The sequence below is a fragment of the Pseudoclavibacter sp. VKM Ac-2888 genome (assembly GCF_015351285.1).
GTDB lineage: Bacteria > Actinomycetota > Actinomycetes > Actinomycetales > Microbacteriaceae > Pseudoclavibacter.
In genome coordinates this window covers 2,683,126-2,705,898 of record NZ_JADKSM010000001.1, presented here as the reverse complement: position 1 = coordinate 2,705,898, position 22,773 = coordinate 2,683,126, and the positions used below count along the sequence as shown (strand labels likewise).

25 protein-coding genes are annotated in these 22,773 nt (G+C 68.5%); 15 read left to right on the top strand and 10 right to left on the bottom strand.

Features of this window, described 5'->3' with window-relative positions:
- Window positions 1-30: 30 nt before the first annotated feature.
- Window positions 31-180, bottom strand: coding sequence for a hypothetical protein (locus tag ITJ61_RS12785; protein WP_181063007.1), 150 nt, complete (start codon window positions 178-180; stop codon window positions 31-33).
- Window positions 181-506: 326 nt separating this feature from the next.
- Here ITJ61_RS12785 and ITJ61_RS12780 point away from each other — a divergent pair, with 326 nt between their 5' ends.
- Window positions 507-1,649 (top strand): hypothetical protein, encoded by a 1,143-nt coding sequence (locus tag ITJ61_RS12780; RefSeq protein WP_194686388.1) that lies wholly within the window; start codon window positions 507-509, stop codon window positions 1,647-1,649.
- A gap of 57 nt (window positions 1,650-1,706) precedes the next feature.
- Here ITJ61_RS12780 and ITJ61_RS12775 read toward each other — a convergent pair whose 3' ends face one another.
- The 5 genes from ITJ61_RS12775 to ITJ61_RS12755 all read right to left on the bottom strand — a co-directional run bounded on the left by ITJ61_RS12775 (window position 1,707) and on the right by ITJ61_RS12755 (window position 6,759).
- A complete protein-coding gene (locus ITJ61_RS12775; protein WP_194686387.1) occupies window positions 1,707-2,399 on the bottom strand; it encodes a response regulator transcription factor in 693 nt (230 codons plus the stop codon).
- On the bottom strand, window positions 2,396-3,613 hold the full coding sequence (locus tag ITJ61_RS12770; RefSeq protein ID WP_194686386.1) for a sensor histidine kinase: 1,218 nt from the start codon (window positions 3,611-3,613) through the stop codon (window positions 2,396-2,398). Before ITJ61_RS12770 ends, ITJ61_RS12775 begins: the two co-directional genes overlap by 4 nt.
- Before the next feature lie 61 nt (window positions 3,614-3,674).
- Entirely contained in the window at window positions 3,675-4,496 is an 822-nt protein-coding gene (locus tag ITJ61_RS12765) for an ABC transporter permease (protein ID WP_194686385.1), read from the bottom strand.
- 30 nt (window positions 4,497-4,526) lie between these two features.
- Window positions 4,527-5,429 (bottom strand): ATP-binding cassette domain-containing protein, encoded by a 903-nt coding sequence (locus tag ITJ61_RS12760; protein ID WP_194686384.1) that lies wholly within the window; start codon window positions 5,427-5,429, stop codon window positions 4,527-4,529.
- A 148-nt stretch (window positions 5,430-5,577) separates the two neighbouring features.
- Complete coding sequence (locus tag ITJ61_RS12755; RefSeq protein ID WP_194686383.1) at window positions 5,578-6,759, bottom strand: MFS transporter; 1,182 nt, start codon at window positions 6,757-6,759, stop codon at window positions 5,578-5,580.
- 110 nt (window positions 6,760-6,869) lie between these two features.
- Between ITJ61_RS12755 and ITJ61_RS12750 the strand changes: the two genes are divergently transcribed.
- Window positions 6,870-7,469, top strand: a complete 600-nt coding sequence (locus ITJ61_RS12750; protein ID WP_219819665.1) for a TetR/AcrR family transcriptional regulator — start codon at window positions 6,870-6,872, stop codon at window positions 7,467-7,469.
- Here the strand turns inward: ITJ61_RS12750 and ITJ61_RS12745 are convergent.
- Entirely contained in the window at window positions 7,453-8,391 is a 939-nt protein-coding gene (locus ITJ61_RS12745) for a LysR family transcriptional regulator (RefSeq protein ID WP_104243919.1), read from the bottom strand. The genes ITJ61_RS12750 and ITJ61_RS12745 overlap by 17 nt on opposite strands.
- A gap of 234 nt (window positions 8,392-8,625) precedes the next feature.
- On the opposite strand from ITJ61_RS12745, the gene ITJ61_RS12740 reads away from it, so the two are divergent.
- The 9 genes from ITJ61_RS12740 to ITJ61_RS12700 all read left to right on the top strand — a co-directional run bounded on the left by ITJ61_RS12740 (window position 8,626) and on the right by ITJ61_RS12700 (window position 15,996).
- Window positions 8,626-9,756: an MFS transporter gene (locus tag ITJ61_RS12740; RefSeq protein ID WP_219819664.1), complete on the top strand. Its 1,131-nt coding sequence runs from the start codon at window positions 8,626-8,628 to the stop codon at window positions 9,754-9,756.
- Window positions 9,757-10,018: 262 nt separating this feature from the next.
- Window positions 10,019-10,333 (top strand): hypothetical protein, encoded by a 315-nt coding sequence (locus ITJ61_RS12735; protein ID WP_194686382.1) that lies wholly within the window; start codon window positions 10,019-10,021, stop codon window positions 10,331-10,333.
- A 206-nt stretch (window positions 10,334-10,539) separates the two neighbouring features.
- On the top strand, window positions 10,540-11,067 hold the full coding sequence (locus ITJ61_RS12730) for a GNAT family N-acetyltransferase (RefSeq protein WP_104307540.1): 528 nt from the start codon (window positions 10,540-10,542) through the stop codon (window positions 11,065-11,067).
- Between the two features lie 84 nt (window positions 11,068-11,151).
- Window positions 11,152-11,400, top strand: a complete 249-nt coding sequence (locus ITJ61_RS12725; protein WP_104243911.1) for a hypothetical protein — start codon at window positions 11,152-11,154, stop codon at window positions 11,398-11,400.
- A gap of 107 nt (window positions 11,401-11,507) precedes the next feature.
- Window positions 11,508-12,737 (top strand): serine hydrolase domain-containing protein, encoded by a 1,230-nt coding sequence (locus ITJ61_RS12720; RefSeq protein ID WP_194686381.1) that lies wholly within the window; start codon window positions 11,508-11,510, stop codon window positions 12,735-12,737.
- Window positions 12,738-12,805: 68 nt separating this feature from the next.
- The gene (locus ITJ61_RS12715) at window positions 12,806-14,074 is read left to right on the top strand and encodes a histidine kinase (RefSeq protein WP_194686380.1); all 1,269 of its coding nucleotides are present in this window, start codon (window positions 12,806-12,808) and stop codon (window positions 14,072-14,074) included.
- Window positions 14,071-14,730 carry a response regulator gene (locus ITJ61_RS12710; RefSeq protein ID WP_194686379.1) on the top strand — a complete coding sequence of 220 codons (660 nt, stop codon included), beginning with the start codon at window positions 14,071-14,073 and terminating at the stop codon, window positions 14,728-14,730. Before ITJ61_RS12715 ends, ITJ61_RS12710 begins: the two co-directional genes overlap by 4 nt.
- 131 nt (window positions 14,731-14,861) lie before the next feature.
- Window positions 14,862-15,515, top strand: coding sequence for a hypothetical protein (locus ITJ61_RS12705; protein WP_146080612.1), 654 nt, complete (start codon window positions 14,862-14,864; stop codon window positions 15,513-15,515).
- A gap of 7 nt (window positions 15,516-15,522) precedes the next feature.
- The gene (locus ITJ61_RS12700; RefSeq protein ID WP_194686378.1) at window positions 15,523-15,996 is read left to right on the top strand and encodes a hypothetical protein; all 474 of its coding nucleotides are present in this window, start codon (window positions 15,523-15,525) and stop codon (window positions 15,994-15,996) included.
- A 32-nt stretch (window positions 15,997-16,028) separates the two neighbouring features.
- Here the strand turns inward: ITJ61_RS12700 and purB are convergent, their stop codons facing one another.
- Complete coding sequence (gene purB / locus ITJ61_RS12695; protein ID WP_194686377.1) at window positions 16,029-17,411, bottom strand: adenylosuccinate lyase; 1,383 nt, start codon at window positions 17,409-17,411, stop codon at window positions 16,029-16,031.
- Window positions 17,408-17,962 carry a low molecular weight protein-tyrosine-phosphatase gene (locus ITJ61_RS12690; RefSeq protein WP_308471438.1) on the bottom strand — a complete coding sequence of 185 codons (555 nt, stop codon included), beginning with the start codon at window positions 17,960-17,962 and terminating at the stop codon, window positions 17,408-17,410. Before ITJ61_RS12690 ends, purB begins: the two co-directional genes overlap by 4 nt.
- A 198-nt stretch (window positions 17,963-18,160) precedes the next feature.
- Here ITJ61_RS12690 and ITJ61_RS12685 point away from each other — a divergent pair, with 198 nt between their 5' ends.
- Together ITJ61_RS12685 and ITJ61_RS12680 are read left to right on the top strand one after the other, a co-directional pair.
- Complete coding sequence (locus ITJ61_RS12685) at window positions 18,161-18,514, top strand: hypothetical protein (RefSeq protein WP_104307536.1); 354 nt, start codon at window positions 18,161-18,163, stop codon at window positions 18,512-18,514.
- On the top strand, window positions 18,511-19,977 hold the full coding sequence (locus ITJ61_RS12680) for a hypothetical protein (RefSeq protein WP_194686376.1): 1,467 nt from the start codon (window positions 18,511-18,513) through the stop codon (window positions 19,975-19,977). Before ITJ61_RS12685 ends, ITJ61_RS12680 begins: the two co-directional genes overlap by 4 nt.
- 9 nt (window positions 19,978-19,986) lie before the next feature.
- Here the strand turns inward: ITJ61_RS12680 and ITJ61_RS12675 are convergent, their stop codons facing one another.
- Entirely contained in the window at window positions 19,987-20,409 is a 423-nt protein-coding gene (locus ITJ61_RS12675) for a phage holin family protein (RefSeq protein WP_104243893.1), read from the bottom strand.
- Window positions 20,410-20,598: 189 nt separating this feature from the next.
- Between ITJ61_RS12675 and ITJ61_RS12670 the strand changes: the two genes are divergently transcribed.
- On the top strand, window positions 20,599-21,729 hold the full coding sequence (locus ITJ61_RS12670; RefSeq protein WP_258064849.1) for a thiamine pyrophosphate-dependent dehydrogenase E1 component subunit alpha: 1,131 nt from the start codon (window positions 20,599-20,601) through the stop codon (window positions 21,727-21,729).
- A gap of 62 nt (window positions 21,730-21,791) precedes the next feature.
- Window positions 21,792-22,757: an alpha-ketoacid dehydrogenase subunit beta gene (locus tag ITJ61_RS12665; protein WP_104244172.1), complete on the top strand. Its 966-nt coding sequence runs from the start codon at window positions 21,792-21,794 to the stop codon at window positions 22,755-22,757.
- The last annotated feature ends 16 nt before the right edge of the window (window positions 22,758-22,773 follow it).

Below are 22,773 nucleotides of genomic sequence, written 5' to 3'. Positions count from 1 at the left end.
CAGGCGAGCTGCAGCCGTCCCGCGCTGACTTCACGCGCCACCCGCGCGGGAGTCCGCCGCGCGCTGGCGCGCTGTCGCCACGACATGGTCGATGGCCTCCGCGCCTCGCATCCGACTCCAGAGCACGCCGGCGGCGGCGTCGAGGGGCAGGACGACCGGCACGAGCACGAGTGATCGCACACGTAACCGGTAATCCGGTCGCCGTTCGTGGGCGACGTCGCGTCGTACGACGCCAGGACGTAGCGGTCGGCCATGACTTCGGCCAGCGACATGTGGCTCAGTCTCCTCCAACTGCCCCTGGGCTGCGCGAGAGGAGCGCACTGTAGTGATGGTTTTGACGCATTTACGCAGATTTCGGTCTGTGGGACGCATCTAGTACCGGGGCGCTATGCGGGGGCTGGGGGCTCTCCTAACGTGATCCGAGATTCCCCTCCTCGGAACAGGAATCGCTGTCCCGTTCTCGAGCAGCTTTCTCCCCTCAGACGACACCCGAGAGGTGCCATTTCATGCAAGAAAATCTCAAGAGAGACGCACAGACGCGTCAGGGCGGCACGACGCGCCGATCGCTGGTGGCCGGTGCTGCCTGGACCGTCCCCATTCTGAGCCTGGCTGTCGCGACCCCCGCACGGGCTGCAAGCCGCTGCGTCGCCGCGACGCCTCTTGTCGCTGCCCGTCCCGCCGGGGCCACGTTCACGGACACGACGTTCGTCGTGCCCGCCGGCGTCACCTCGATCACCTATACCGTCGTCGGCGCCGCCGGCGGAGGACAGAATGCTACGAATTACGGAGGTGCCGGTGAGAGAGCAGAGGGCACGTTGACCGTTGTGCCTGGTCAGTCGCTCGTCCTCCGCGTTGGGGCTGGTGGAACGTACGTTGCCGGCCAGGCCCCACCCGCGGTCGGGGGCACGGGGTTCGGCAACGGCGGCGCATCCGGCCCTTCCGGCGGGCAGTTCCAGTTCGCGGGCGGCTCGGGTGGCGGCGGTTCTGCCATCCTGGTCGGCGGCGCCCCGCTGGTCGTCGCCGGTGGCGGTGGCGGCGCGGGCACCGGCATCAACGGGCCCGGCACCCTCCCAACGACGGTGACGGTCCCGGCCTCCGGTGGAGACGGCGGGTTCGCCGCGGCGAACACGTCAGTTCTCTGGAATGGCCCGAATCGAACGGTTACCGCGATCGGAGGTGCCGGTGGATCCGCCAGCGCTGCCGGGACAGGAGGCGGTACCGGCACATCGACCGCCGGTTCCACGGAGGTCTTCAACGGCTCGGGTGCGTCGGGCCAGACGCGCGCGGCTGGTGGCGCAGGCGGTACAGGCGGCAGCATCGCCTATGCCCAGTTCGCTACTCAGAACCCCGCGGGAACGGTGCTTGCAGGAGGGGCTGCCGGTGGTGGTGGCGGCGGCGGGTACACGGGTGGCGGTGGCGGCGGCGTCCGCGGCGCGAAGTACCTGAACCCGGAGACGGCGAACTACAGTGGGCTCCCGGCGAGAGCATCGGGTGGTGGTGGCGGCGGCAGTTTCGTGTCCTCGGCGTCAGTCGGCGGCGTGACTCCCGTAGCCGGAACCAGCAGCATCACCCGCGGCACCGAACGAAACACCACGCAGAACACTCGTCTCGGCGGCCGGATCGAACTGCGCTACGAAGTCTGCGCTTGATCTGACTGCCTTCGGCCCATGCCCCGACTTCATGACCGGTGGGGGCATGGGCGATCGCTACCGCGCCCGCCCCTGCCCTCGCAGCTCGTGCCCGAGAATCACCGCGTGGACCCTGTCGCGCAGGTGCAGCTTGGCGAAAATGCGGTTCACGTGGGTCTTCACCGTTGCGGGGGAGAGGTGGAGCGTCTTGCAGATCTCGCTGTTGGAGAGCCCGGCGACCATGCACCCGAACACATCTCGCTCGCGCGGGCTGAGCTGGCTGAGCGGGTCGACGTTCTCGGCACTCCGAGAACGCGCATGCGGTGAACCGCCGGAGGCGTAGTGATCGATCAGCTGTCTCGTGATTCTGGGCTCGACCACGGCCTCGCCCGAATGGACGGTCCTCACCGCCTCACGGAGCCGATCTGGCGGGGTGCTCTTGAGGAGGAAGGCGCTTGCCCCCGCGTCCAGGCCGCCGAAGGCATACTCGTCGACGTCGAATGTGGTGAGCACGAGCACCCTCGTGCTGGGGTGCACGGTCGTGATGATCCTGGTCGCCTCGATGCCCCCCATGCCGGGCATCCGCACATCCATCAGCACGACGTCGGGCTTCAGTTCCCGCGTGCGGCGGATCGCCGACTCACCCGTGTCTGCCTCGCCGACGACCTCAATATCGTCGGCGGCGTCGAGGGTGAGAGCCGTACCCATCCGAACGAGCTCCTGGTCGTCGACCAGTAGGATCCTGATCTTCGGCGAACTGGGGCCGGTCATGTTCTGGTTGCCTCGTCGATCTGCAGGGTGGCTCGCGTCATCCAGCCGCCGCCCGGGCGCGGGCCAGCTGCGCTCGTCCCGCCGTACGTCGCGGCACGCTCAGCGACGCCGAGCAGGCCACGGCCGGTCCCCTGGCTCCGGGCCCTGCCCGAGTGCGGTCCGGCGCAGCCGTCGTCGGTGACCTGCACCGTGACCGTGCCACCTGCGACGTCGATGCTGACCTCGACTCGTGTGGCTCCTGTCGCGTACCGCAGCACGTTGGTGAGCGACTCCTGGACGATCCGGTACACCGTCGTCGCCAGTGTGGGGCTGTCGGGCATCGTCTCGCCGGAGCGGGCGAGTGTGACGGGCACGCCGGTGCCGCGAAAGATCTCGACCACCTCCTCCAACTCCGGCACGTTGTGGCCCGAGCGTTGGAGACTCTCGTCCAAGACCGCGTCCTCCCCCCGAAGCACCCGCAGGACCCTGTTCATGTCGGCAAGTGCGCTTCGCCCGACGTCGCCGAGCTTGCCGAGCGCGAGAGCCGACCGCTCCGGGTGCGTTTCCCAGCCCTTCGATGCACCGTCGGCGAGAGCGATCATCGTCGAGAGCGAGTGAGCGACGATGTCGTGCATCTCTGCCGAGATGCGCTGCCGCTCCACGACCCGAGCCGTGCTGAGCCGTTGGTTCACCAACTCCGCGAGCGCCTCTCGGCGCCGCGCTGCGCTGCGGACGGCGATACCGAGAGCGAGAGCGATCAGCGCCAGGGGGTCGAGGAGCGACGGTGCACGGGGGACTCCCGTCGTCAGGAACATGAGGAGCATGCCTGCCGCGGGCAACCCCACGGCGACTGCGTACCCCAGGAGTGCGGTCGTGATGGGAGTCAACGAGGCCAGGGTGTACAGCGCGACGGCGGCGGGCAGTCCGAGGAGCGCGACCGGGGTGGGGAGGAGCAAGCCCGCCGTGCTCACCGAGGCGACTGCCACGAGGATGGTGCGGGGGAATCGTCGCCGCCACAGGAGGAGGCCGCAGGAGAGTGGCACGAGGAGCAGGCCTGCGGAGGGATTCTGGGCACCTGGGAGCACGAGGACGAGCATCTGGGCTCCCAGGCACAGCAGGGCGACGACCGCGTCGACCGTCCTGGGGTGAGCGCCGACCCAGAGCAGGAGCCGCGTGCTGAGGACGCGGTCGACCTCCGCGGCATCCACCCCTGGCGGTGATGAGCGAGCACTCATACCCCGACCTCCATCCCGAGCTGTGCTCCCATTCTCGCTGCCAGCCCGCTCATGAGCGTGCTCAGGCGTCGCGGCGCTTGAGCACGACCGCTGCGCTCACGAACAGCGCCAGCGCCCAGAGCAGCAGGACGGCAGAACCGCCCCACGGTCCCATCGGGTCAGTGCCGGCGGGCGCCAGGAGCAGCGAGCCGGCTTGGATCGGGAAGAAGCGCATGATCTCAGTGCCGTACTCGGAGAACATCTGCGGGATCACGGGCACGATGATGAGGAAGACGATCGTCGCCAGTACCGCGGCGATGACGTTGCGGATGATCGCGCCGAGCGCGATGCCGATGACGCTGATGGCAGCGAGGTAGAAGCCCGAGCCGACGACCAGCCGGAGCAGGTCGGGTGTCTCGAGGACGTAGCTGTACCCACCACCGGCGAGGATGGGCGGTGCGAGCGCGAACCCGATCGCCGAGCTGACGACTCCGATGACGAAGGCGACGCTCGCGATGATCGCCGCCTTCGCGATCAGTGCCGGCGTCCGGCGCGGAACCGAGAGCAGCGTGGTGCTGATCTGCCCGGAGCGATACTCGTTCGTGACCATCAGTACCGCGAGCACGGCGAGCACGATGCCGACGTAGCCGGTCTTGTCGACGACCATCTCGGGGTACGCGTCGTAGTTCGCCTGGGGTGAACCGCGGTCGCGGAAGACGTACGCCCATGGCATCGCGATGCCGTTGGCGACCAGGAGGAGGAACGTGAACCCTGCGAGGACGTTGTTCGAGGCCAGCCCACAGAACTTGATCCATTCGGAGCGGACTGCGCCGCCCAGGCTGACGTTCCGCACGGGGAACTGGCGCACGATGCGGGGAGGCGTGGCGGTTGTGATGGTGCCCATGAGGATGGTCCTTTCGTGAAGCAAGCGAGATCAGGCTGAGGCGTACTCGACGGAGTCGCGCGTGAGGTGGTTGTAGGCCTCTTCGAGGGTTTGCCGCAGGGGCGTCAGCTCGGTGATGAGCACCCCCGTCTCGCGGGCGGCGCGGGCGATCTGCTCGGCGGTGAGGCCTTCCACCTCCAACAGCTCGGCCTCGCTCGAGACGATCCTCACCCCCGTGCTCGTCATTCGGCGAGTGAGCGTGAGCGCATCCGGCGTGCGCACGCGGACGCGGAGGCCGTTCTGCTCGGTGAGCGCGCTGAGCGGTGAGTCCGCGATGATCTCGCCGCGGCCGATGACGATGACGTGGTCCGCGATGAGCGCCAGCTCGCTCAGCAGGTGCGATGAGAGGAACACCGTTCTCCCCTCGGCCGCCAGCCGCGCCAGGAGCTCGCGGACCCAGGTCACGCCCTCGGGGTCCAGGCCGTTGACCGGCTCGTCGAGGATGAGCGTGCCCGGGTCGCCCAGCAGCGCCGCGGCGATGCCGAGACGCTGACCCATGCCGAGGGAGAACCCGCCGACCTTCTTCCGGGCGACTGCGCTGAGGCCGGTTGCCTCGAGGACCTCGTCGACGCGCGAGCGCGGAATCCGGTGCGTCGCTGCGATCGAGGCGAGGTAGTTCAGTGCCGTGCGGGACTTGTGCGCCGCCTTCGCGTCGAGCAGAGCACCGACCTCGCGCAGCGGCGCCGCGAACGCCCGGTACTCGGTGCCGTCGATGAGCGCACGCCCGGCGGTGGGGTGGTCGAGGCCGACGATCGAGCGCATCGTCGTCGACTTTCCTGCTCCATTCGGGCCAAGGAACCCCGTGACCTTGCCCGGCTGGACCGTGAAGCTCACATTCCGCACTGCGTGCTTTCCCTTGTAGGTCTTGGTCAGGGCCTCAACTTCGATCGTCATCTCGTCGCGCTCCTCGTCATAGCGGTTGTCTCGTGCTCACGACGCTACGGACGAGGGGGTGGTAGCGGATGCCAACCAGGGGTTGAACTGCGGCTGATCGCGACCGGCCGGTCGAGGCCCACGTTCGATGACTCGATCAAGCGCGTGCCTACGTCCTCTGTCGTGCGTCCGCGACAGTGAACGACAGTCCTGCGAGCAGTGCGGCGGCGACGATCGCGACCCAGAAGCCGTCAGTTGCACCGTGAGCGTCGATGATCGACCCAGCAATCGCCGGTCCGAGGGCGGTCCCGAAGCCGAGCCCCGCTGTCGACCAGGTCAGCGATTCCGTGAGGGCGTCTTCCGGGACGACCTCTTCGATGAGCTTGGCGGCCATGATCATCGTCGGGGCGAAGAAGATGCCGGAGACGAAGACGGCAACGCAGAGCGCTGCAATCGTGGGCACCCACAGCAGCGGCAGCACTGTGACGGCAGTTGCCAGGAGCCCGAGCCTCAGAAGTCGGGGCGTCGGTGTCTTCCACTCACGTGATCCGAAGAGGAACCCCGCGGCGCAGGAGCTGATGGCGTAGACCGACAGCACAATGCTCGCCGCAACGGGGGCCCCCTCCTGCTCGGCGAAGGCCACGCTCACGACGTCGATTGTTCCGATGATGGCACCCAGCGCGACCATGACGACGGCGACCAGTGCGACGGTCGGCTCCCTCAACGCGCTTGACCGGCGGCTCGACTGCAGTGCGGCTCTCACCGGAGGTTCGGTGTGCCGCTGCCCGGCAAGCCACAGGACGCCGACAAGCAGGAAAGCGCCGGCCACGAGCGGCCCGGCCTGTGGGAAGAGCGCGACGCTGAGGCCGATGGACAGGGGCGGGCCGAGGATGAAACTGGCTTCGTCGAGCACTGTCTCCCACGCGTACGCGGCATGCAACCTCGGCGTTCCTCGAAGGAGGTGAGTCCAGCGGGCGCGAACGAGCGCTGGTGCGCTCGGGGCGATCCCCGCGAGTATCGCGGTGGTGAACAGTAGCCACTCGGGGCCGCCGCTCGCCGAGGTGAGGGCGAGCAGCGCAATGGCGACTGCGCTGAACGCGGCGACGAAAGGGATAACCCTGCGCTGGCCGAAGCGGTCGACGAATCGAGCGACCTGTGGGCCGGCGATCGCCGCCGAAACTGCGTAGCTGGCGGCCAGGGCTCCGGCCAGCGCATAGCTGCCCGTGGTGCTCGAGACCATGGTGATCACCCCGATGCCCACCATCGAGAGCGGCATGCGGGCAACCAGGCCGGCGGCCGTCAGGGGTTTCGTCCCCGGCTCCTGGAACAACGTTCGGTACTGACCAGCCATGCTCTCGGCGGACCCTCTCCTCATATTCACATACAGTGCGTATGTGAATGCAAGCATGTTGGCATACGGTACGTATGTCAACTACGCTCGGACGTGATCGAGGAGGTCTCATGGCGGGTCGAACGAGAGCGCAGATGATCGACGTGACGCGCGCGAGTCTCATCGCCGCCGCGAGAACAGCGTTTGCGCGGGACGGCTACGCAGCCACGTCGATGGATGCGCTCACGGCTGCTGCAGGGCTCACGCGCGGGGCGCTGTACCACCACTTCGGCGGGAAGGAAGGCCTCCTGCGGGCAGTGGTCTCAGGCATTGACGGCGAGATCGATGCCGAGCTGCTCGCGATCTCGGACGCCGAGCCCCGAGCGGGTGACGCATTGCGCAAGCGGTCCCGCGCATACATCACTCGCACAAGCGCTCCTGAAGTTCAGCAGATCCTGTTCCACGATGCTCCGGCCGTCCTGCGCGAAGGGGGCGACGTCGCGTCGCGCTCCTGCGTCGACTCCATCGCCAAGATCATCGAGAGCGGACAGGCGACGGGGGAGATCAGTGCAGGCGCCTCGCCGCGGTCGCTTGCGATCGCGCTCCATGGCGCGCTCTCGGATCTGTCACGTTGGTCGTCCGAAGGTGATACTGCTCACGGAGAGGGGCGCCTCGAGGAGGCTCTTGCGGCCTCGGATGTGCTTGTTGTGGCCCTCAGCCCCCGAAGCTAGTCGTGCCGCTGGCGTCTGCCGTCGTGCCGTGCCGTGCAACGACCTCGTCGACCGTCGATGAGAACTCGCGAATGCGTGCGGTCTCCCGGTCGGCTCGCCAGACCAGGGCAAGTGACGATTCAGGGAGCCCGTTCAGCGGCACGAATGCAATGTCTGCGCGTCGACTGTAGTCGGCTGTTGCAGTGCAGAGGATCAGGCCGCGGCTGCTCGACGCCACCTGCGAGAGGCCTTCCTGCAGTGTGCTCGCTCCTCCGCGGAAGCGAACCGGTCTTCCGCCGGGAGTCGTGCTCGGTGAGTGCACGCGCTGCCAGTACTCGGGCGCGGGGCCGACGATCGGCACCAGGGTCATCTCCGACAGCTGCTCGGCGTTGAGCTCGCGCATCTTCGACACCGGGTGGTCGACGGAGACCGCCAGCATCTGACCGTGTCGCGAGAAGATCGGCCCGACCACCAGCTCAGGGTCGTCAACGGGCAGGAGCACGACTGCTGCGTCGACGCGGCCCGCCAGCACGTCGCTGAACGGGTCACCGAGTGGTAGCTCCTTGATGTGCACGGGGGTCTGCGGGTGCGCTCGCTCGAACTGCGCTATGGCCTTCGCGATCGAGTCGTAGATCGCGCCCTGGAATCCGACCCGGATCGGTGTCGGCGCGTCGCGCGCCCGCATCTGGGCGTGCTCGACCACCTCGACGAGCGCGCGGTGCGCTGGTGAGAGCGCGTCGCGGAACTCTGTCCCGAACTCCGTGAGTTGCACTCGACGGCTGCTCCGAGAGACCAGGCTCGCACCGATGCGCTGCTCCAGCGTGCTGATGAGCTGGCTTACGCGACTCTGAGACACGAAGAGGCGCTCGCCGGTTCGTCCGAAGTGCAGCTCCTCTGCGAGGACGAGGAAGCACTCGATCTCTCTGATCGGCACCTCAGGCATGTGTGACGGCTCTCCCCTCCGCGGTGGCTGGGAACCACGCAGGAACCCTTTATCGATAAGTCAGGCTAATGCAAGTATCAGTAATCTGCCGTTGATCCGAAGTCGCGCGGAGGGTTCGCTGAATGCATGACTTCGCCAGTGCCCCCAGCAGCAGCGCCCCAGTCCTCGGTGGCAGTTTCGGCCGTCTCTCGCCCGGGTCACGGCACCAGGAACCGCTGGGGCGCGGTTGCCCTCATGGCTGCAGCCACGTTCATCGTCGTCGCGGCGGAGATGATGCCCGTCGGTCTTCTCACCCCCATGAGCGCGTCGCTCGCCGAAGGCGAGGGGACGATCGGTCTCTCGCTCACGATCACCGGCCTGGTCGCAGCGGTCACAGCCCCGTTCATCCCCATCGTGACCGGGCGGATCGACCGTCGTGCGACGCTGATCGCGCTGATGGTGCTCGTCGTCGCGGCCAACGCGCTCACCGCCATCTCCGACACTTTCCTCGTCCTCGCGGCCGCCCGAGTGCTCCTCGGGTTGAGCATGGGAGGCGTCTGGGCCCTTGCGGCGAGCCTCGCTCCCAGACTCGTCGGAGCCCGTGCCGTGGGGCTCGCGACCACGGTCATCTTCAGCGGGATCGCGCTCGCTTCCGTCCTCGGAGTCCCCATTGGCACCTATGTCGGCGCTGTCCTCGGATGGAACGCGGTGTTCTGGGGCCTTGCTATCGCCGCGGCACTCATCGCGCTCGCGATGGCCACCACCCTGCCGGCGATGCCGTCGGAGGAGGAGGTTCCGTTCAACGTGCTGGTCTTGGCCTTCAAGAACCCGGGGGTCCGAGTGGGGCTCGCGATCACGGCCCTGTTGGTGACGGGGCACTTCTCGGCGTACACCTACGTCCGTCCGGCACTCGAGGTGGTCGCGGGGCTCGGCGCACCCGTCATCGGAACCTTGCTCGTGATCTACGGTGCCCTCGGGATTGTTGGCAACTTCGTGGCGGGTCCGCCTGCAGCCAAGGTGCCGAGGGTCGTGATCGTGAGCCTGAGCCTGGGGCTCGTCTGCGTGCTCGCACTGTTCCCCTCGCTGGCGACCGCGACGGTTGCTGCCGCGGTGCTGATGGCCGCATGGGGATTCTTCTACGGTGGCGTCTCCGTGAGCACCCAGGCCTGGATCGCCCGGGCGGCGCCCGAGCATCGCGAGTCCGTTGCCGCCCTCTGGGTCAGCGTGTTCAATGCGAGCATCGCTCTCGGCGCGTTCGCCGGTGGGAGGCTGCTCGACAGTATGGGGCCGAGCCCGGTCTTCTGGGTCAGCGCAGGCATCGGGGTGACCGCCTTCCTGATGGCGATCATCCGGGCCCCCGAGAGCGACGCGCGACGCGTGTCTTGAGGGTTGGCTTCCGGCATGCGATCACGCCGGGACGCAACCGCAGAGCGCATCGCTGTTGCCGAGGGGTCGAACATCCGTCGGCACCTCACGGTCTCAGCAAACTCGCGGGCACCCCGCTTCTCATTTAGCTAGGTTAACTAGGTAAATATCTGCAGGGCTCGAGGGAGAGCGGCCAACTCCGACCCCCTCACAGAGAGAGGGTCGCCATGTCGAACTCAGGTCGGTGCACGTCGAGCTGTGGCCCGGTGTGAGGCGGCGCGCGATGAGCACGGTCGTGGCAGAGCGGCCACGTGCCGACGGGGGATCGGAGTCAGGAGACGAGAGGCTGGATGCCGACCTCGTGCTCGTGGGATCCGGAGACCGTGCAGCGCTGTCTCGTCTCTACGACGCCCTGAGCCCGACGATGTTCGCGCTGGCGCTCAGACTCCTCAATCGGGAAGATCGAGCACAGGAAGCCACCACCCACGCCTGGTTGACCATCTGGCAGTGCGCGCCTCGTCTTCCGCAGGGGCGTGCGCGGCAGACGATCCTGGCCGCGACGGTTCGATCGGTCTCGAAGCTGGCGGAGGTCAAGTGACCCCGAGCGCGTCATGAGGGTGGTGCGCTGGCAGGTGTGCTCAGAAGCCTTGTCCCATGTTCGGACCCGCTTCAGACGCCGCTCAGCTCGACGGCGGCCCCGGCCTGCACCGCTGAACACTTCGTTCCTGGCATCGTCGCCGGTAACGTGGAAATGTACGCACTGACCGGAGTCCGTCCACTTCTTCGCGCTCGAAGGAAGCTGTCATGACCTCTCCTGAAGCACCGTCCGCTCCGCCGCACTCGATCCGCCAGCTCGACCAGCCCGGGGACCTCGCCTGGGTACTGCTCGCCCACAAGGCCTTCTCGGACTCCTTCGAGGATGGCCGCACCTACGAGCGTCTTGTCGCGCACGCCATCGAGGGCTATGCCGCCGTCGAGGAACGCGAGCGTGAAGGGGCATGGATCGCCGAGCTCGACGGAAGACGCGTGGGATGCGTCTTCTGCATGCCCGGGGAGGACGGCGAGGCCGCCCTCTTGCGGCTGCTGATCGTCACACCCGACGCGCGGCGCCGCGGCATCGGCCGGGCACTCGTCGACACCGGCATCGACTTCGCCCGGAGACGAAACGCCTCACGTGTCGAGGTCTGGAGCGCCCGGGAGTTCACCGCCGCCGCTGGCTTCCTCCAGAGCGCCGGTTTCTCCCTGCTCTCCCAGGAGCTCGACCCGCGATTCGAACGAGACGTCGTCGGGCAGCGATGGGCTCGCCCCCTCGAGGCCTTCTCCACTCGATGAGCCGCGGATGTTCCCCGCGACCGAGCGTCGCGGGGGTGTCGATGGGCACATATTGGTGTCGGGAGAGAGTGAGACACTGCCGTGATGACTGAGCAGACCCCGCATCTCGTGACTCTCGACCTGACCGACGAAGATCGCCACTCCGTCCTCATCAACGCACTCCAGGAGTACGCCGACGCCGCCCTCGACAAGGTCGAGCGCCCGGAGAGCACCACCGCGGAGCGCGACCACTTCCAGATCGTGGCGACCACCGCCCAGGGCTTCGTCGACGAGATTCTGGCCGCAAGCGGTCATGCAGCTCCGGTCCCGGCACCTGATTTGTCCTCGACCTGACGGTCGCGCGGACCCGGAGCCCCGAAGGCCGCTGACTGGCCGCGTGGGCAGGCGCGACTGTTCGCAAGGATGGGGTGCCAAGAGGCGCGTTTCGTCACGCTGGATGCATGGAAACGCAACGAACCGCAGACGCACACCCCACCGATCCAGCAACGAACGTTCGAAGCGGCAAGCCCCGGAAGGCGACCGCAGTCATCGCCGCTGCCGGCGTGCTCGCCGCCGGCGCGATCGGCGTCGGGGCATGGTCGAACGCAGCCAACGCCGACGCCAGTCCGGATCCGCACGAGGCGACCATGCAGGCGCTCGTCGACGCGGGATACCCCGGCGTGCTCGCATCCGTCACCGACAGCGAGGGCAGGACCTCGAACCTCGCTCTCGGACAAGGGGACATCGCCACGGGGGACGCACCGCCCGTGGACGGGGAGGTGCGCATCGGCAGCAACACGAAGATGTTCGTCTCGACGGTCGTCCTCCAGCTTGCCGATGAGGGGCAGGTGGCCCTCGACGAGCCGATCGACACGTACCTGCCCGGTCTCATCACGGGGGACGGGGTCGACGGCACGAAGATCTCCGTGCGCCAGCTCCTCCAGCACACCGCTGGCCTGCCCGAGTACGCGGACAAGATCGCGGCGGACGCGTTCGGCGCGCAGGAGACGTACATCTCTCCCCGGGCCATGCTCGATGTCGCGTTCGAGCGGCCCGCGGCGTTCGCCCCAGGGGAGCGGTGGGGATACAGCAACACCAACTACCTGGTGCTGGGACTCATGATCGAGGCCGTCACGAAACGGGCACTCGCCACCCAGATCGACGAGCGCATCGTCGCGCCGCTCGGCCTCGAGCACACCTACCTGCCCGCGCCAGGCGAACGGCAGCTGCGCGGCGAGCACCCCCGCGGGTACCACGCTGAGACGGCCGGCGACCTCCGGGACATCTCCGAGCTGGACCCCGCGTTCGGCTGGGCCGCCGGCGCTCTCGTGTCCACGCCGTCCGAGCTCAACACCTTCATGCGCGCCCTCCTCGACGGCCGACTCCTGAGCGAGGCGGCGCTCGCGGAGATGCAGACGACCGTCCCCGCCGGGGATGAGCTGACCCCTGGTGCCGCGTACGGCCTCGGCCTGCAGCGCTACCCGCTGTCCTGTGGCGGAGTCGCCTGGGGGCACGGGGGAGACATCCCCGGAACGCAGACCCGCAACGCCATCGGCCCGGACGGCACCGCCGTGACGATCGGCGTCACCGCGCTCCCCTGGGCGGTTGTCTCGCCCGACGACAACGAGCGGCTTCTCGCGCAGTACCGCATGGTCATCAACGCCCTCGACGAGACGCTGTGCGGGCAGTAGCGGACGACGAGTTCGCGCCGGGTGATGGCCTCGTCAGGGGCCACCACCCGGCGTGGTTGAATCGAGTCATGCGCCCATCGCCGCGGAACTCGGCCGTGATGGTCGCCCTCTGGTCGGCGACGCCAAGTCTCCTCGTGCTGGCGGGTGCCGTCGGATTCCTTGCGATCGGCACCTGGGATCGCGCCCTCTTCGCGTCTGTCCCCGGAACCGGGTCACCGCTGGTGCTGGCGAGCCTCATCGCCGTCCAGGCGCTGCTGCTGTGGCCGAGCCGCTTCCGCCCGCTGCCCGTGTTCGCGGCGATCGTCGGCATCGATCTCGCGATCCTCGCCACAACGGCCGGGGAGCTCGGCATCGGCGCGCTCGCCGTGGGCGTCGCGTCGTACCGGGTCGTGCGGCAGCTGCCCCACAGGGCGGCGCTCATCGCACTCGGCGTCGGGGCGGCCGCGACGACCACGGTCGGTGGCGTTGCAATGCTGCTCGGGTCACGCGAGGTGCCGCTCGTCCTGACCGCCACGCTTCTCCTGCGCATCCTGCTCCTCTACGTCCTTCCCGCGGGCATCGCGGACTACGTGCTCGGTCGGGAACGCTTGACGGATGCTCTCCGAGAGCAGGCGCGCATGGCCGAGCAGCGTCAGGCGGAACGGGCCCGCGGCGAACTCAGGGCGGAGCGCACTGCCCTCGCACGCGAACTCCACGACATCGCCGGCCACCACCTGTCGGGCATCATCGTCAGCGCGCAGGCGGCAACCACCCTGACCCGCTCCGACCCTGACCGGGCGAGGGCCATGATGCAGGGCATCCAGGACGACGCACGCACGACGCTCGTCGATCTCCGGCGCACCGTTGGACTGCTGCGCAGCGACGACGACGACGAACGCACGGGCGGCCCTGAGCGCCCGAGCCCCACCCCGAACCTGGAGGGGATCGCGACGCTCGTGGATGCCGCGCGGGAGCGTGGTCAGGCCGTCGACTTCCGTGTAGCCGGTGCGCCTCGACCGCTCGGCCCGCTGACGGAGGCCACCGCGTACCGCATGGTGCAGGAGTCATTGGCGAACGCGGCACGTCACGCCCGGGGTGCACGCAGCGACGTCAGCGTGCGGTTCGGCGACGACGGCGTGGAGATCGTCGTCGCGAACGCGCCATCCGGGCCCGGAGCGGATGCGGTCGTGCCACCCGCGCCCGCGCAGCCGGGGTACGGGCTCTCCGGCATGGCCGAACGAGCCGGGCTCGTGGGTGCGACCCTGAGCACTGGACCGACGAGCGACGGCGGCTGGCGGAATGCGCTCACGATCCGTGGCACGGGCCAAAGCCCGAACCGTGACAGGGAGGCCTCATGATCCGGATCCTCATCGCCGACGACCAGGCGGTCGTGCGCGCCGGGCTGTCGGTGATCCTCGGCGCGGAGCCCGACTTCGACGTCGTCGGCGAAGCCGCCGACGGTGCAGAGGCGGTCCGGCTCGCTCGCGAGCTGAGCCCCGACGTGGTCTGCATGGACATCCGGATGCCAGGAACCGACGGCATCGCTGCGACGCGGATGATCGCTGCAGAACCGTCGCTCGACGCTGCGGTGCTCATCCTCACCACCTTCGACGTCGACGCGGACGTGTTCGCGGCGCTCGAGGCCGGGGCGGCCGGGTTCCTCCTCAAGGGCGCGGATGAGGCGACGCTGCTCGCCGCGGTCCGGTCGGTCGCCGCAGGGCACGGGACGCTCGACCAGCGCCTCACCAGGCGCATCCTCCACGAATTTGCCGAGCGGCGGCGGCCCGTGTCGCAGCCAGCCCCGACGACGGGGGTCGAGTTGACGGAGCGGGAACTCGACGTCCTCGGGCTCCTCGCGCGCGGCCTGTCCAACGCGGAGATCGCCGGTGAGCTGTTCGTCGAACCCACCACGGTGAAGTACCACCTCGCGGGGCTCCTCCAGAAGACCGCGTCGAGGGACCGCCTGCAGGTCGTGCTCTGGGGCATCCGCGCGGGCCTTCTCGATGTCCGCTGAGCCCAGTCGCAGCGAAGCGCGGATGACGTGCCCTGACGGCTGCCAGGTTGCAACACGGTGACGTCGTCCCGCGCCGGGGAGCCGTGCGGTACCGACTGGGTAGACTGGCGGCAGATCGTGAGGAGCGAACGATGACGATGCAAGTGGGGCCTACAGCAGTCCCGGAACGCCTGTGGATGTCGATGATCGCCCGCGCCGTGCCCGCGCTCATCATCGCCGCCGTCATCACCTTCTCCCAAGACCACTCTGCGGCGTTCGGGTTCATCACGTTCGGTGCGTTCGCGCTCGCATCCGGCGTGCTCATCGGCTTCGAAGCCGTCGGCTTCAAGGACCACCCGGCGCGCGCGCTCACGTTCGCGCGAGCCGTCGTCTCGGCGCTCGCCGGAGGCTTCGCGCTCTTCATGGGCACCGCAGAGACCGAGCACGCGACCGCCGCCGCGTTCATCGCGACCGTCGCCACCTGGGCCCTCGTCACGGGAGCGCTCGAACTCATCAGCGCCCGCGTGGGCCGCGCCACCAAGTTCTTCTCGCGCGAGGTGCTCATCACCGGCGCCGTCACCGTGCTCCTCGGACTCCTCGTCGCGATCATCCCGCCAGACCTCCGCGTCGACTACGGCGGAATCGAGCAGGTCGAGGGCACCCTCACCGCATCCGTGCAGACCGTCGGCTACGTCGGCGCCTACCTCGCAGTGCTCGGCGTGCTGCTGGTCATCGAGGGGATCACCCTCCGCGGCATCCTCGCGGATGCACCGGCCGCCGAGCCAGAACTCACCAAGAAAGCCTGATTCCCCAGTGACACAACCCAAGCGCCGCGCGCTCATGAAGCCCTTCGAGCTGCTCGGCATCTCCGCCGTGATGGCGGGCTTCGTGCTCCTCATCCTGCTGCTCACGACACAGGACTTCCTGCTCGGCATCATCTTCGCCGGTGTCGCCTTCATCGTCTCGATCCTCGTGCTGGCGATGCTCGTGCTCTCCTACTCGCCGAATCCCGAGAACGAGATCTACCTCGACCGCTTCGAGAACGCAGAGCAGGGCGTCTCCCGCAGCGACGAAGGCGAGCAGAGCCGCGCGGCCACGCAGGCGGCGGCCGCAGACGAGAAGGCACCCTTCGTCGACGAGGCTGCAGCCGAAGCGGAGCCCTCGGAGCGCATCGGCGAACCGGAGCAGGCCGCGGCGACCGAGGAGCCCGCAGCCACGCTCCCGGCAGATGCAGAAGAGGCCCCGCTCGACGAGACGACGTCGAACGAGGCCCCAACCAGCAAGTAGCTGGAGAACCAGCGGGCGTTCCGCCCGCGCGCTCAGCCCAGGTGGTCGACGAGGCGCGACGAGGCGCCCGTGTAGCTGCCGGGAGTGAGGGCGAGGAGCGAGTCCTTCGCCTCCTGGCCGATGTCGAGGCCCGTCACGAACTCCACGAGATCGGCCTTGCCGATGCGGCGGCCGCGTGTCAGGTCCTTCAGCACAGCGTAGGGGTCGGCGATGGATGAACGACCAGCGACGATCTCGGCTCGGATGACGGTCTGGATCGCTTCGCCGAGCACCTCCCAGTTGCCGTCGAGCTCGTTCGCCAGCAGCTCCTCGTCGACGGCGATCTCGCGCAGTCCACGCGTCACGTTGTCGAGCGCGAGCAGCGAGTGGCCGAACGCGACACCGATGTTGCGCTGCGCGCTCGAGTCGGTGAGGTCGCGCTGCAGGCGCGAGGTGACGAGCGTCGAGGCCAGCGAGTCGAGGAGAGCGCTCGAGATCTCGAGGTTCGCCTCCGCGTTCTCGAAGCGGATCGGGTTGATCTTGTGCGGCATCGTGGACGAGCCCGTCGAGCCGGCCTGCGGGATCTGACGGAAGACACCGCGCGAGATGTAGGTCCACACGTCGGTGCAGAAGTTGTGCAGGATGCGGTTGAAGCGCGACACGTCCGAGTACAGCTCGGCCTGCCAGTCGTGCGACTCGATCTGCGTGGTCAGCGGGTTCCAGGTGAGGCCGAGGCCGCTCACGAACTCGTCGGCAAGCGTCTCCCAGTCGGTGTCGACACTTGCCGCCTGGTGCGCGGCGAAGTTGCCCGTGGCACCGGCGAACTTCCCGAGATACGAGGTTTCCTCGACGCGCTTCAGCTGGCGGCGCAGTCGGTGCGTGAACACGGCGAGCTCCTTGCCCAGCGTGGTCGGCGTCGCCGGCTGGCCGTGCGTGAGCGACAGCAGGGGCACAGCCCGCAGCTCGACGGCGAGCTCCGCGATGCGGTCCGCGAGACCGGAAGCCGAGGGGAGCCAGACGTCGGTGACGGCGTCGCGGATGGTGACCGCGTACGAGAGGTTGTTGATGTCCTCGCTCGTGCAGGCGAAGTGGGTGAGCTCGGCGAGCTCGCTCAGCCCGAGCTCCTCCAGGCGGGCGCGCACGTAGTACTCGACGGCCTTCACGTCGTGACGGGTGCGAGCCTCGACCTCGGCCAGCTCGTCGATGTCCTTCTGGCCGAAGTCGGTGACGAGGGCGCGCAGTGCTGCGGCCTTGTCTGCATCGATCTTGTGCGAGCCGAACATCTCACGGTCGGTGAGGAACAGCAGCCACTCGACCTCCACGTGCACGCGGGCACGGTTCAGCGCGGCCTCGGAGAGGTGCTCGCCGAGACCTTCGACGCTCTTGCGGTAGCGCGAGTCGAGGGGGCTCAGCATCTGGGGAGGGAGGGGGCTCATTGTGCTCCTTGGGACGAGGACGATCCGGCGCGCGCCGTCAGCGCTGCCCGGACGACCGGCTCGATCTGACGAAGAAGCTCCTCGCACGCGCTCGTGATCAAGTCGCGCACGTGGTCGAAGAGCTGATCGTTGCCATAGTACGGGTCTGGGACTTCCGTGATCCCGCCCGGGGGCGCCGGGTGGAAGGTGAGGAGGGGCTGCACGAGCGAGCGTTGCTCGTCGTCGGAGGCCCACGCCTTGAGGATGCGCCGCTGGCCGCGGTCGAAGGTGATGATGAGGTCGAACGTGTCGAACCAGTCGACCTCGAACTGCTTCGCGCGATGGTTCTCCGCCGTGAACCCGGCCCGCTCGAGCGCGGACTGCGTGCGGGGGTCCGCCTTCTCGCCCACGTGCCATTCGCCGGTTCCCGCCGAGCTGATGCTCACGGCGCTGCCGAGGCCGATCTGCTCGACCATGTCGCGGAAGATGACCTCCGCCATCGGGGAGCGGCAGATGTTGCCGGTGCAGACGAAGATGATGCGAAAGACCGCGTCCTTGCTGTTTTTCGCCATGACGCCCATTGTCACGCATTCAGCACCGGTTCGCGTGCGTGTTCACCCGCTCTTTCGCTGCCCGTCGGAGCGAAGCCGCACTCTGCAGGCATCCGGCCTGTGGATGCGCGTCCCTCCACACCCGTGGGCGTGCATGCGTCGCCGCTTCTCCTGCCGCCGCAGGATCGGAGTCTCCGACGCACGAGAGGACCACCGCGAATGCCAGAGACCACGTCTTTCGTTCCCATCGCACCGTCGACGATCGGCCAGACACTGCCGTTCGTCGATGCCGCGAGGGAGCAGATCATCCACGCCCTGCAGCTCATCGCCCTCGACAACGCTCGCGCCCTGTACGCCTTCGGCTCAGGCACCACCGATATCTGCACGGGCCTCAGGCTGCTCGCGGTCTCCGACGCGTGGAGCTCGCCAGCGCAGCGCTGCCTTGCCATCGAGGCCGAGCTCCTCGCCGACGCGATCGGACTCGTCGCGACCGCCGCAGGGCTCGCCGAGGCCGAGTACCGCCGAGCGCATGGGGCATTAAGTCTCGAGCTCGAGGCGTTGGGGGCCCGATGAGCGGCGAGCTTGTTGTCGTCGGGCCCAGCGACGTCCGCGCCGTCGCCGTGCGCGCCGGGCTCTTCGCCGACGACTTCGAAGCGCTCCGCACGATCCTCGCCGGTCAGGAGTGGCTGCCGCCGTCCGTATGGCTGAGCGGCTCGGGCCTCACATTCGCTGCAGCGGCGGCGCAGGCCGAGGTCGCCTTCTTCGGAGGGGCGCCGCTGGAAACCCAGCTGTCCTCGCTGGGCGAGCGCATCCAGCTTGCTGCCGAGCTGTACGAGCGGGCCGAGGCGGTCTCCGCGGCCGTCGTCCAAGCAGCGGGCGCAAGCGCCGCCAACTTCCTCGGACGCTCGTTGCCGCTGACGGTCGCGCTCCTCGGCCCGGCGGCTGGAATCGCGGCGCTCGCGGCTCTTGCGGGGGAGGCTCCGACGCTGAGCGACCCGCGGGTGCAGGAGCTCATCCGCGTCACCGTGGAGAACGCCGACGACTTCGCGCTCGGGATGCTCGGCCTCCCGCCGGTCCCCGGCGCCGACGGCAGCACTCTCGTGTCGTGGGCGCTCGCCGGGGCAGGTGTGGCGGGGCTGACCCCGAGCGATCGCTTCAGGGTGGGGAGCGCCAGCGCTCCGCTCGATGGCCGGGATGCCGCTCCCACGGGACTCCAGTCGCTGGTCGCCGCCATCCCTCCCTCGGTCGACGGAGGGCCGCAGGTGCGCGTCACGAGCTACGTCGACGCGGCCGGAGCCCAACTCTACGAGGTCGCGATCACGGGCACCTCGAACCAGTCGTACGGCACGACGGGGAACCCCTTCGACCTGGCCGGCAACCTCGCGGCGTATGCGGGGATCGACTCGCAGTCGGTGTCCGCCGTCCTCGCTGCGATGGCAGAGGCGGGTATCGAGCCGGGCGATGCCGTCGTGTTCGCCGGCTACTCGCAGGGTGCGCTCGTCGCTGCGTCGATCGCCGGGCTGGGGAGGTTCGACACGAAGGGCCTCGTCTCGATCGGGGGTCCCATCGACGCCGAACGGCTGAGGGCGCAGCTGCGGCACCAGCAGGCTGATGGTCGGGGCGATGATGCGTCGCCCGGGAGCCGAGCCCCGATCATCGAGATCCAGCACCGGGAAGACCCGATCGTCGGCCTGCAGGGGCTCGCCCCGGATGGCGAGGATTCAACGGTCGTGCTCGCCGAGGCCGATGCGGTGACGCCGTTCGACGACGACCCGCTCGCCGCCCACGCGCAGACGCGCTACCTCGAGACCGCCGGCATGGCCGACGCGAGCGGGGTGCCTTCCCTGGATGCGGCCCGCACGGACCTCCTCGACGTCTACGACGGCTTCGAGCTCGACGAGTCGAGGCTCTACACGGTTGACCGGCTCGACCCGCTTCCGGAACCCGGTGAGGCCATCGACGAGGTGAATCGTCTCATCGAGGAGAAGTTCGCGCCCATCACGAGCAACCTCAAGCCAGACGACATCAAGATCTGAACGCCTCGATCAGGCTTCCCGACGGCGACGCTCATCGCTCTTGAGCTTCGAGTCGGCACCGCGCACCCAGCCGCCGAGCACCGCGGTGACCACCGACATGATGAGCGCTGCGAGCACCGCCCACCAGAAGCCGGAGACCTCGATGCCGAAGCCGATGCTGTCGCTGATGACCCCGACGAGCCAGAACAGGAATCCGTTGACGATGAACGAGATGAGGCCGAGCGTGAGGATGTAGAGGGGGAACGCGACGACACGCACGACCCCGCCCACCACGGCGTTCACGACGCCCCAGATCAGCCCGAACAGTGCGAGCGTGCCGATGACGCCCCAAGTCGACTCCTCGAACGGGATGACCTGGACATGCGCTTGCAGGATGAGGGTCACGACCCAGAGGGCCACGGCGTTGATGAGGATGCTCAAGATGGCTCGCATGCCCCCATTCTCCCCGATCCTGCGGTGAAGCGGCTGGGGCGCTCGCCCGCCTCGTGTCGTCGATGCCGTGCAGGGTCGGCCCGAACTGTTGGAGGATTTCTCCTGAACGGCCATGGGGTGGAGAACTAGACTGGCGAAATCTCGGGCAACCGCATGCGAGATCGGAACAGCAGGAAGGCGCCACACGACGTGACTCCAGGCGACGAGACCGTGCAGATCCTCACTCCAGAGGGAGAGGTGAAGCCGACGAAGGCCGCCGAGCCCTTCCTGGAGCAGCTTGAGCTGCTCACCACGGAGGACTACCTTCGCGCCTATCGCGACATGAGCTACGTGCGGGCGTTCGACCGTGAGTCGACCATGCTGCAGCGCCAGGGACAGCTGTCCCTGTACGTCCCCGCCGAGGGACAGGAGGCCGCCCAGATCGGCTCCGCCTACGCCATGCGCCCGCAAGATGCGGTCTTCCCCTCCTACCGCGAGCACGGCGTCGCCTTCGTGCGCGGCGTCGACCTCGTCGACGTGCTGCGCCTGCTGCGCGGCGTGACCCACAGCGGATGGTCGCCGGAAGGCCACGGCGTGCGCCCCTACACGCTGGTCATCGGCTCGCAGACCCTCCACGCGACCGGCTACGCGCTCGGCCAGAAGTTCGACGGCGCCACCGGCACCGGCGACCTCGACAAGGACGAGGCGACCGTCGTGTACTTCGGCGACGGCGCGACCAGCCAGGGCGACACCAACGAGGCCTACATCTTCGCGACGAGCTACCAGGTGCCGCTCGTCTTCTTCCTGCAGAACAACCAGTGGGCCATCTCCGTGCCCGTCTCCGTGCAGGCCAACAACCCGCTCTACAAGCGCGCGGGCGGCTTCGGCATGCCCTCGACGCACATCGACGGCAACGACGTCATGGCGAGCTTCGCCGTCACCCGCGCGCACCTCGAGCGGGCACGCGCCGGCGGTGGCCCCGGCTTCATCGAGGCCGAGACCTACCGGATGGGCGCCCACACGACGACGGACGACCCCACCAAGTACCGCACGAAGGACGAGGAGGAGTCGTGGCGCCGCCGCGACCCCATCGCCCGCCTCGGCGCGTACCTGCGCGCGCAGGACGTGGGCGAGGACTTCTTCACCGGCGTCGACGAGGCAGCGAAGGACTACGCGGCCGACGTGCGCCGCGGCGTCTTCGAGATCGAAGAGCCCGACAACGACTCCATGTTCGAGAACGTGTACAGCGACGCGCATCCGCAGCTCGAGGAAGAGAAGCAGTGGCTGCGCCGGTACGAGGCGTCCTTCGATGACAACGCGAGCCAGGAGGCAACCCGATGACCGACGTCGCCACGAGCACCACAACGCCCGAGTCGGAGGCGGATGCGCCGGAGACGGTCACCATGCCGCTCGCGAAGGCCATCAACGCCGGCCTGCGCCGCGCCATGGAAGACGACGACAAGGTCGTGCAGCTCGGCGAGGACATCGGCACGCTCGGCGGCGTCTTCCGCGTCACCGAGCACCTGAAGCGCGACTTCGGCGAGAACCGCGTGCTCGACACCCCGCTCGCGGAGTCCGGCATCATCGGCACCGCCATCGGCCTCGCCATGCGCGGCTACCGGCCCGTGTGCGAGATCCAGTTCGACGGCTTCATCTTCCCCGGCTTCGACCAGATCACGACGCAGCTCGCGAAGCTCACGAACCGCAACGAGGGCCGCCTGCAGATGCCGGTTGTCATCCGCGTGCCCTACGGCGGGCACATCGGCGCCGTCGAGCACCACCAGGAGAGCCCAGAGGCCTACTTCGCGCACACCGCCGGACTCCGTCTCATCTCTCCGTCGACGCCGAACGACGCGTACTGGATGATCCAGCAGGCCATCAAGAGCAACGACCCCGTCATGTTCTTCGAGCCCAAGAGCAAGTACTGGCAGAAGGGCGAGGTCAGCCTCGCCGCCCCCGCTGCCGGGATGCACGCGAGCCGAGTCGCCCGCGTCGGCACCGACGTGACGCTCGTCGCGCACGGCGCCATGACCGCGGTAGCGCTGCAGGCGGCGGCGGTCGCCGAGGCCGAGGGCATCAGTCTCGAGGTCATCGACCTCCGCTCGCTGAGCCCCATCGACTACGCGCCGATCGTGGAGTCCGTCCGCAAGACGGGTCGCCTCGTCATCGCGCAGGAAGCCCCCTCGAACGCCAGCATCGGCTCCGAGATCGCCGCGACCGTGCAGGAGCGAGTGTTCTTCTCGCTCGAGGCGCCCGTGCTTCGCGTGTCGGGCTTCAACGTTCCCTTCCCGCCAGCGAAGCTCGAGGCGAGCTACCTGCCGGACGCAGACCGCATCCTCGAAGCCGTCGACCGCTCGCTCGAGTACTGAACCAAGCCCGCACAGA

Coding starts and splice junctions, on each gene's coding strand:
- ITJ61_RS12780 (WP_194686388.1), top strand. CDS start 507: ATGCAAGAAAATCTCAAGAGAGACGCACAGACGCGTCAGGGCGGCACG.
- ITJ61_RS12775 (WP_194686387.1), bottom strand. CDS start 2,399: ATGACCGGCCCCAGTTCGCCGAAGATCAGGATCCTACTGGTCGACGAC.
- ITJ61_RS12770 (WP_194686386.1), bottom strand. CDS start 3,613: ATGAGTGCTCGCTCATCACCGCCAGGGGTGGATGCCGCGGAGGTCGAC.
- ITJ61_RS12765 (WP_194686385.1), bottom strand. CDS start 4,496: ATGGGCACCATCACAACCGCCACGCCTCCCCGCATCGTGCGCCAGTTC.
- ITJ61_RS12760 (WP_194686384.1), bottom strand. CDS start 5,429: ATGACGATCGAAGTTGAGGCCCTGACCAAGACCTACAAGGGAAAGCAC.
- ITJ61_RS12755 (WP_194686383.1), bottom strand. CDS start 6,759: ATGGCTGGTCAGTACCGAACGTTGTTCCAGGAGCCGGGGACGAAACCC.
- ITJ61_RS12750 (WP_219819665.1), top strand. CDS start 6,870: ATGGCGGGTCGAACGAGAGCGCAGATGATCGACGTGACGCGCGCGAGT.
- ITJ61_RS12745 (WP_104243919.1), bottom strand. CDS start 8,391: ATGCCTGAGGTGCCGATCAGAGAGATCGAGTGCTTCCTCGTCCTCGCA.
- ITJ61_RS12740 (WP_219819664.1), top strand. CDS start 8,626: ATGGCTGCAGCCACGTTCATCGTCGTCGCGGCGGAGATGATGCCCGTC.
- ITJ61_RS12735 (WP_194686382.1), top strand. CDS start 10,019: ATGAGCACGGTCGTGGCAGAGCGGCCACGTGCCGACGGGGGATCGGAG.
- ITJ61_RS12730 (WP_104307540.1), top strand. CDS start 10,540: ATGACCTCTCCTGAAGCACCGTCCGCTCCGCCGCACTCGATCCGCCAG.
- ITJ61_RS12725 (WP_104243911.1), top strand. CDS start 11,152: ATGACTGAGCAGACCCCGCATCTCGTGACTCTCGACCTGACCGACGAA.
- ITJ61_RS12720 (WP_194686381.1), top strand. CDS start 11,508: ATGGAAACGCAACGAACCGCAGACGCACACCCCACCGATCCAGCAACG.
- ITJ61_RS12715 (WP_194686380.1), top strand. CDS start 12,806: ATGCGCCCATCGCCGCGGAACTCGGCCGTGATGGTCGCCCTCTGGTCG.
- ITJ61_RS12710 (WP_194686379.1), top strand. CDS start 14,071: ATGATCCGGATCCTCATCGCCGACGACCAGGCGGTCGTGCGCGCCGGG.
- ITJ61_RS12705 (WP_146080612.1), top strand. CDS start 14,862: ATGACGATGCAAGTGGGGCCTACAGCAGTCCCGGAACGCCTGTGGATG.
- purB (WP_194686377.1), bottom strand. CDS start 17,411: ATGAGCCCCCTCCCTCCCCAGATGCTGAGCCCCCTCGACTCGCGCTAC.
- ITJ61_RS12690 (WP_308471438.1), bottom strand. CDS start 17,962: ATGGCGAAAAACAGCAAGGACGCGGTCTTTCGCATCATCTTCGTCTGC.
- ITJ61_RS12685 (WP_104307536.1), top strand. CDS start 18,161: ATGCCAGAGACCACGTCTTTCGTTCCCATCGCACCGTCGACGATCGGC.
- ITJ61_RS12680 (WP_194686376.1), top strand. CDS start 18,511: ATGAGCGGCGAGCTTGTTGTCGTCGGGCCCAGCGACGTCCGCGCCGTC.
- ITJ61_RS12675 (WP_104243893.1), bottom strand. CDS start 20,409: ATGCGAGCCATCTTGAGCATCCTCATCAACGCCGTGGCCCTCTGGGTC.
- ITJ61_RS12665 (WP_104244172.1), top strand. CDS start 21,792: ATGCCGCTCGCGAAGGCCATCAACGCCGGCCTGCGCCGCGCCATGGAA.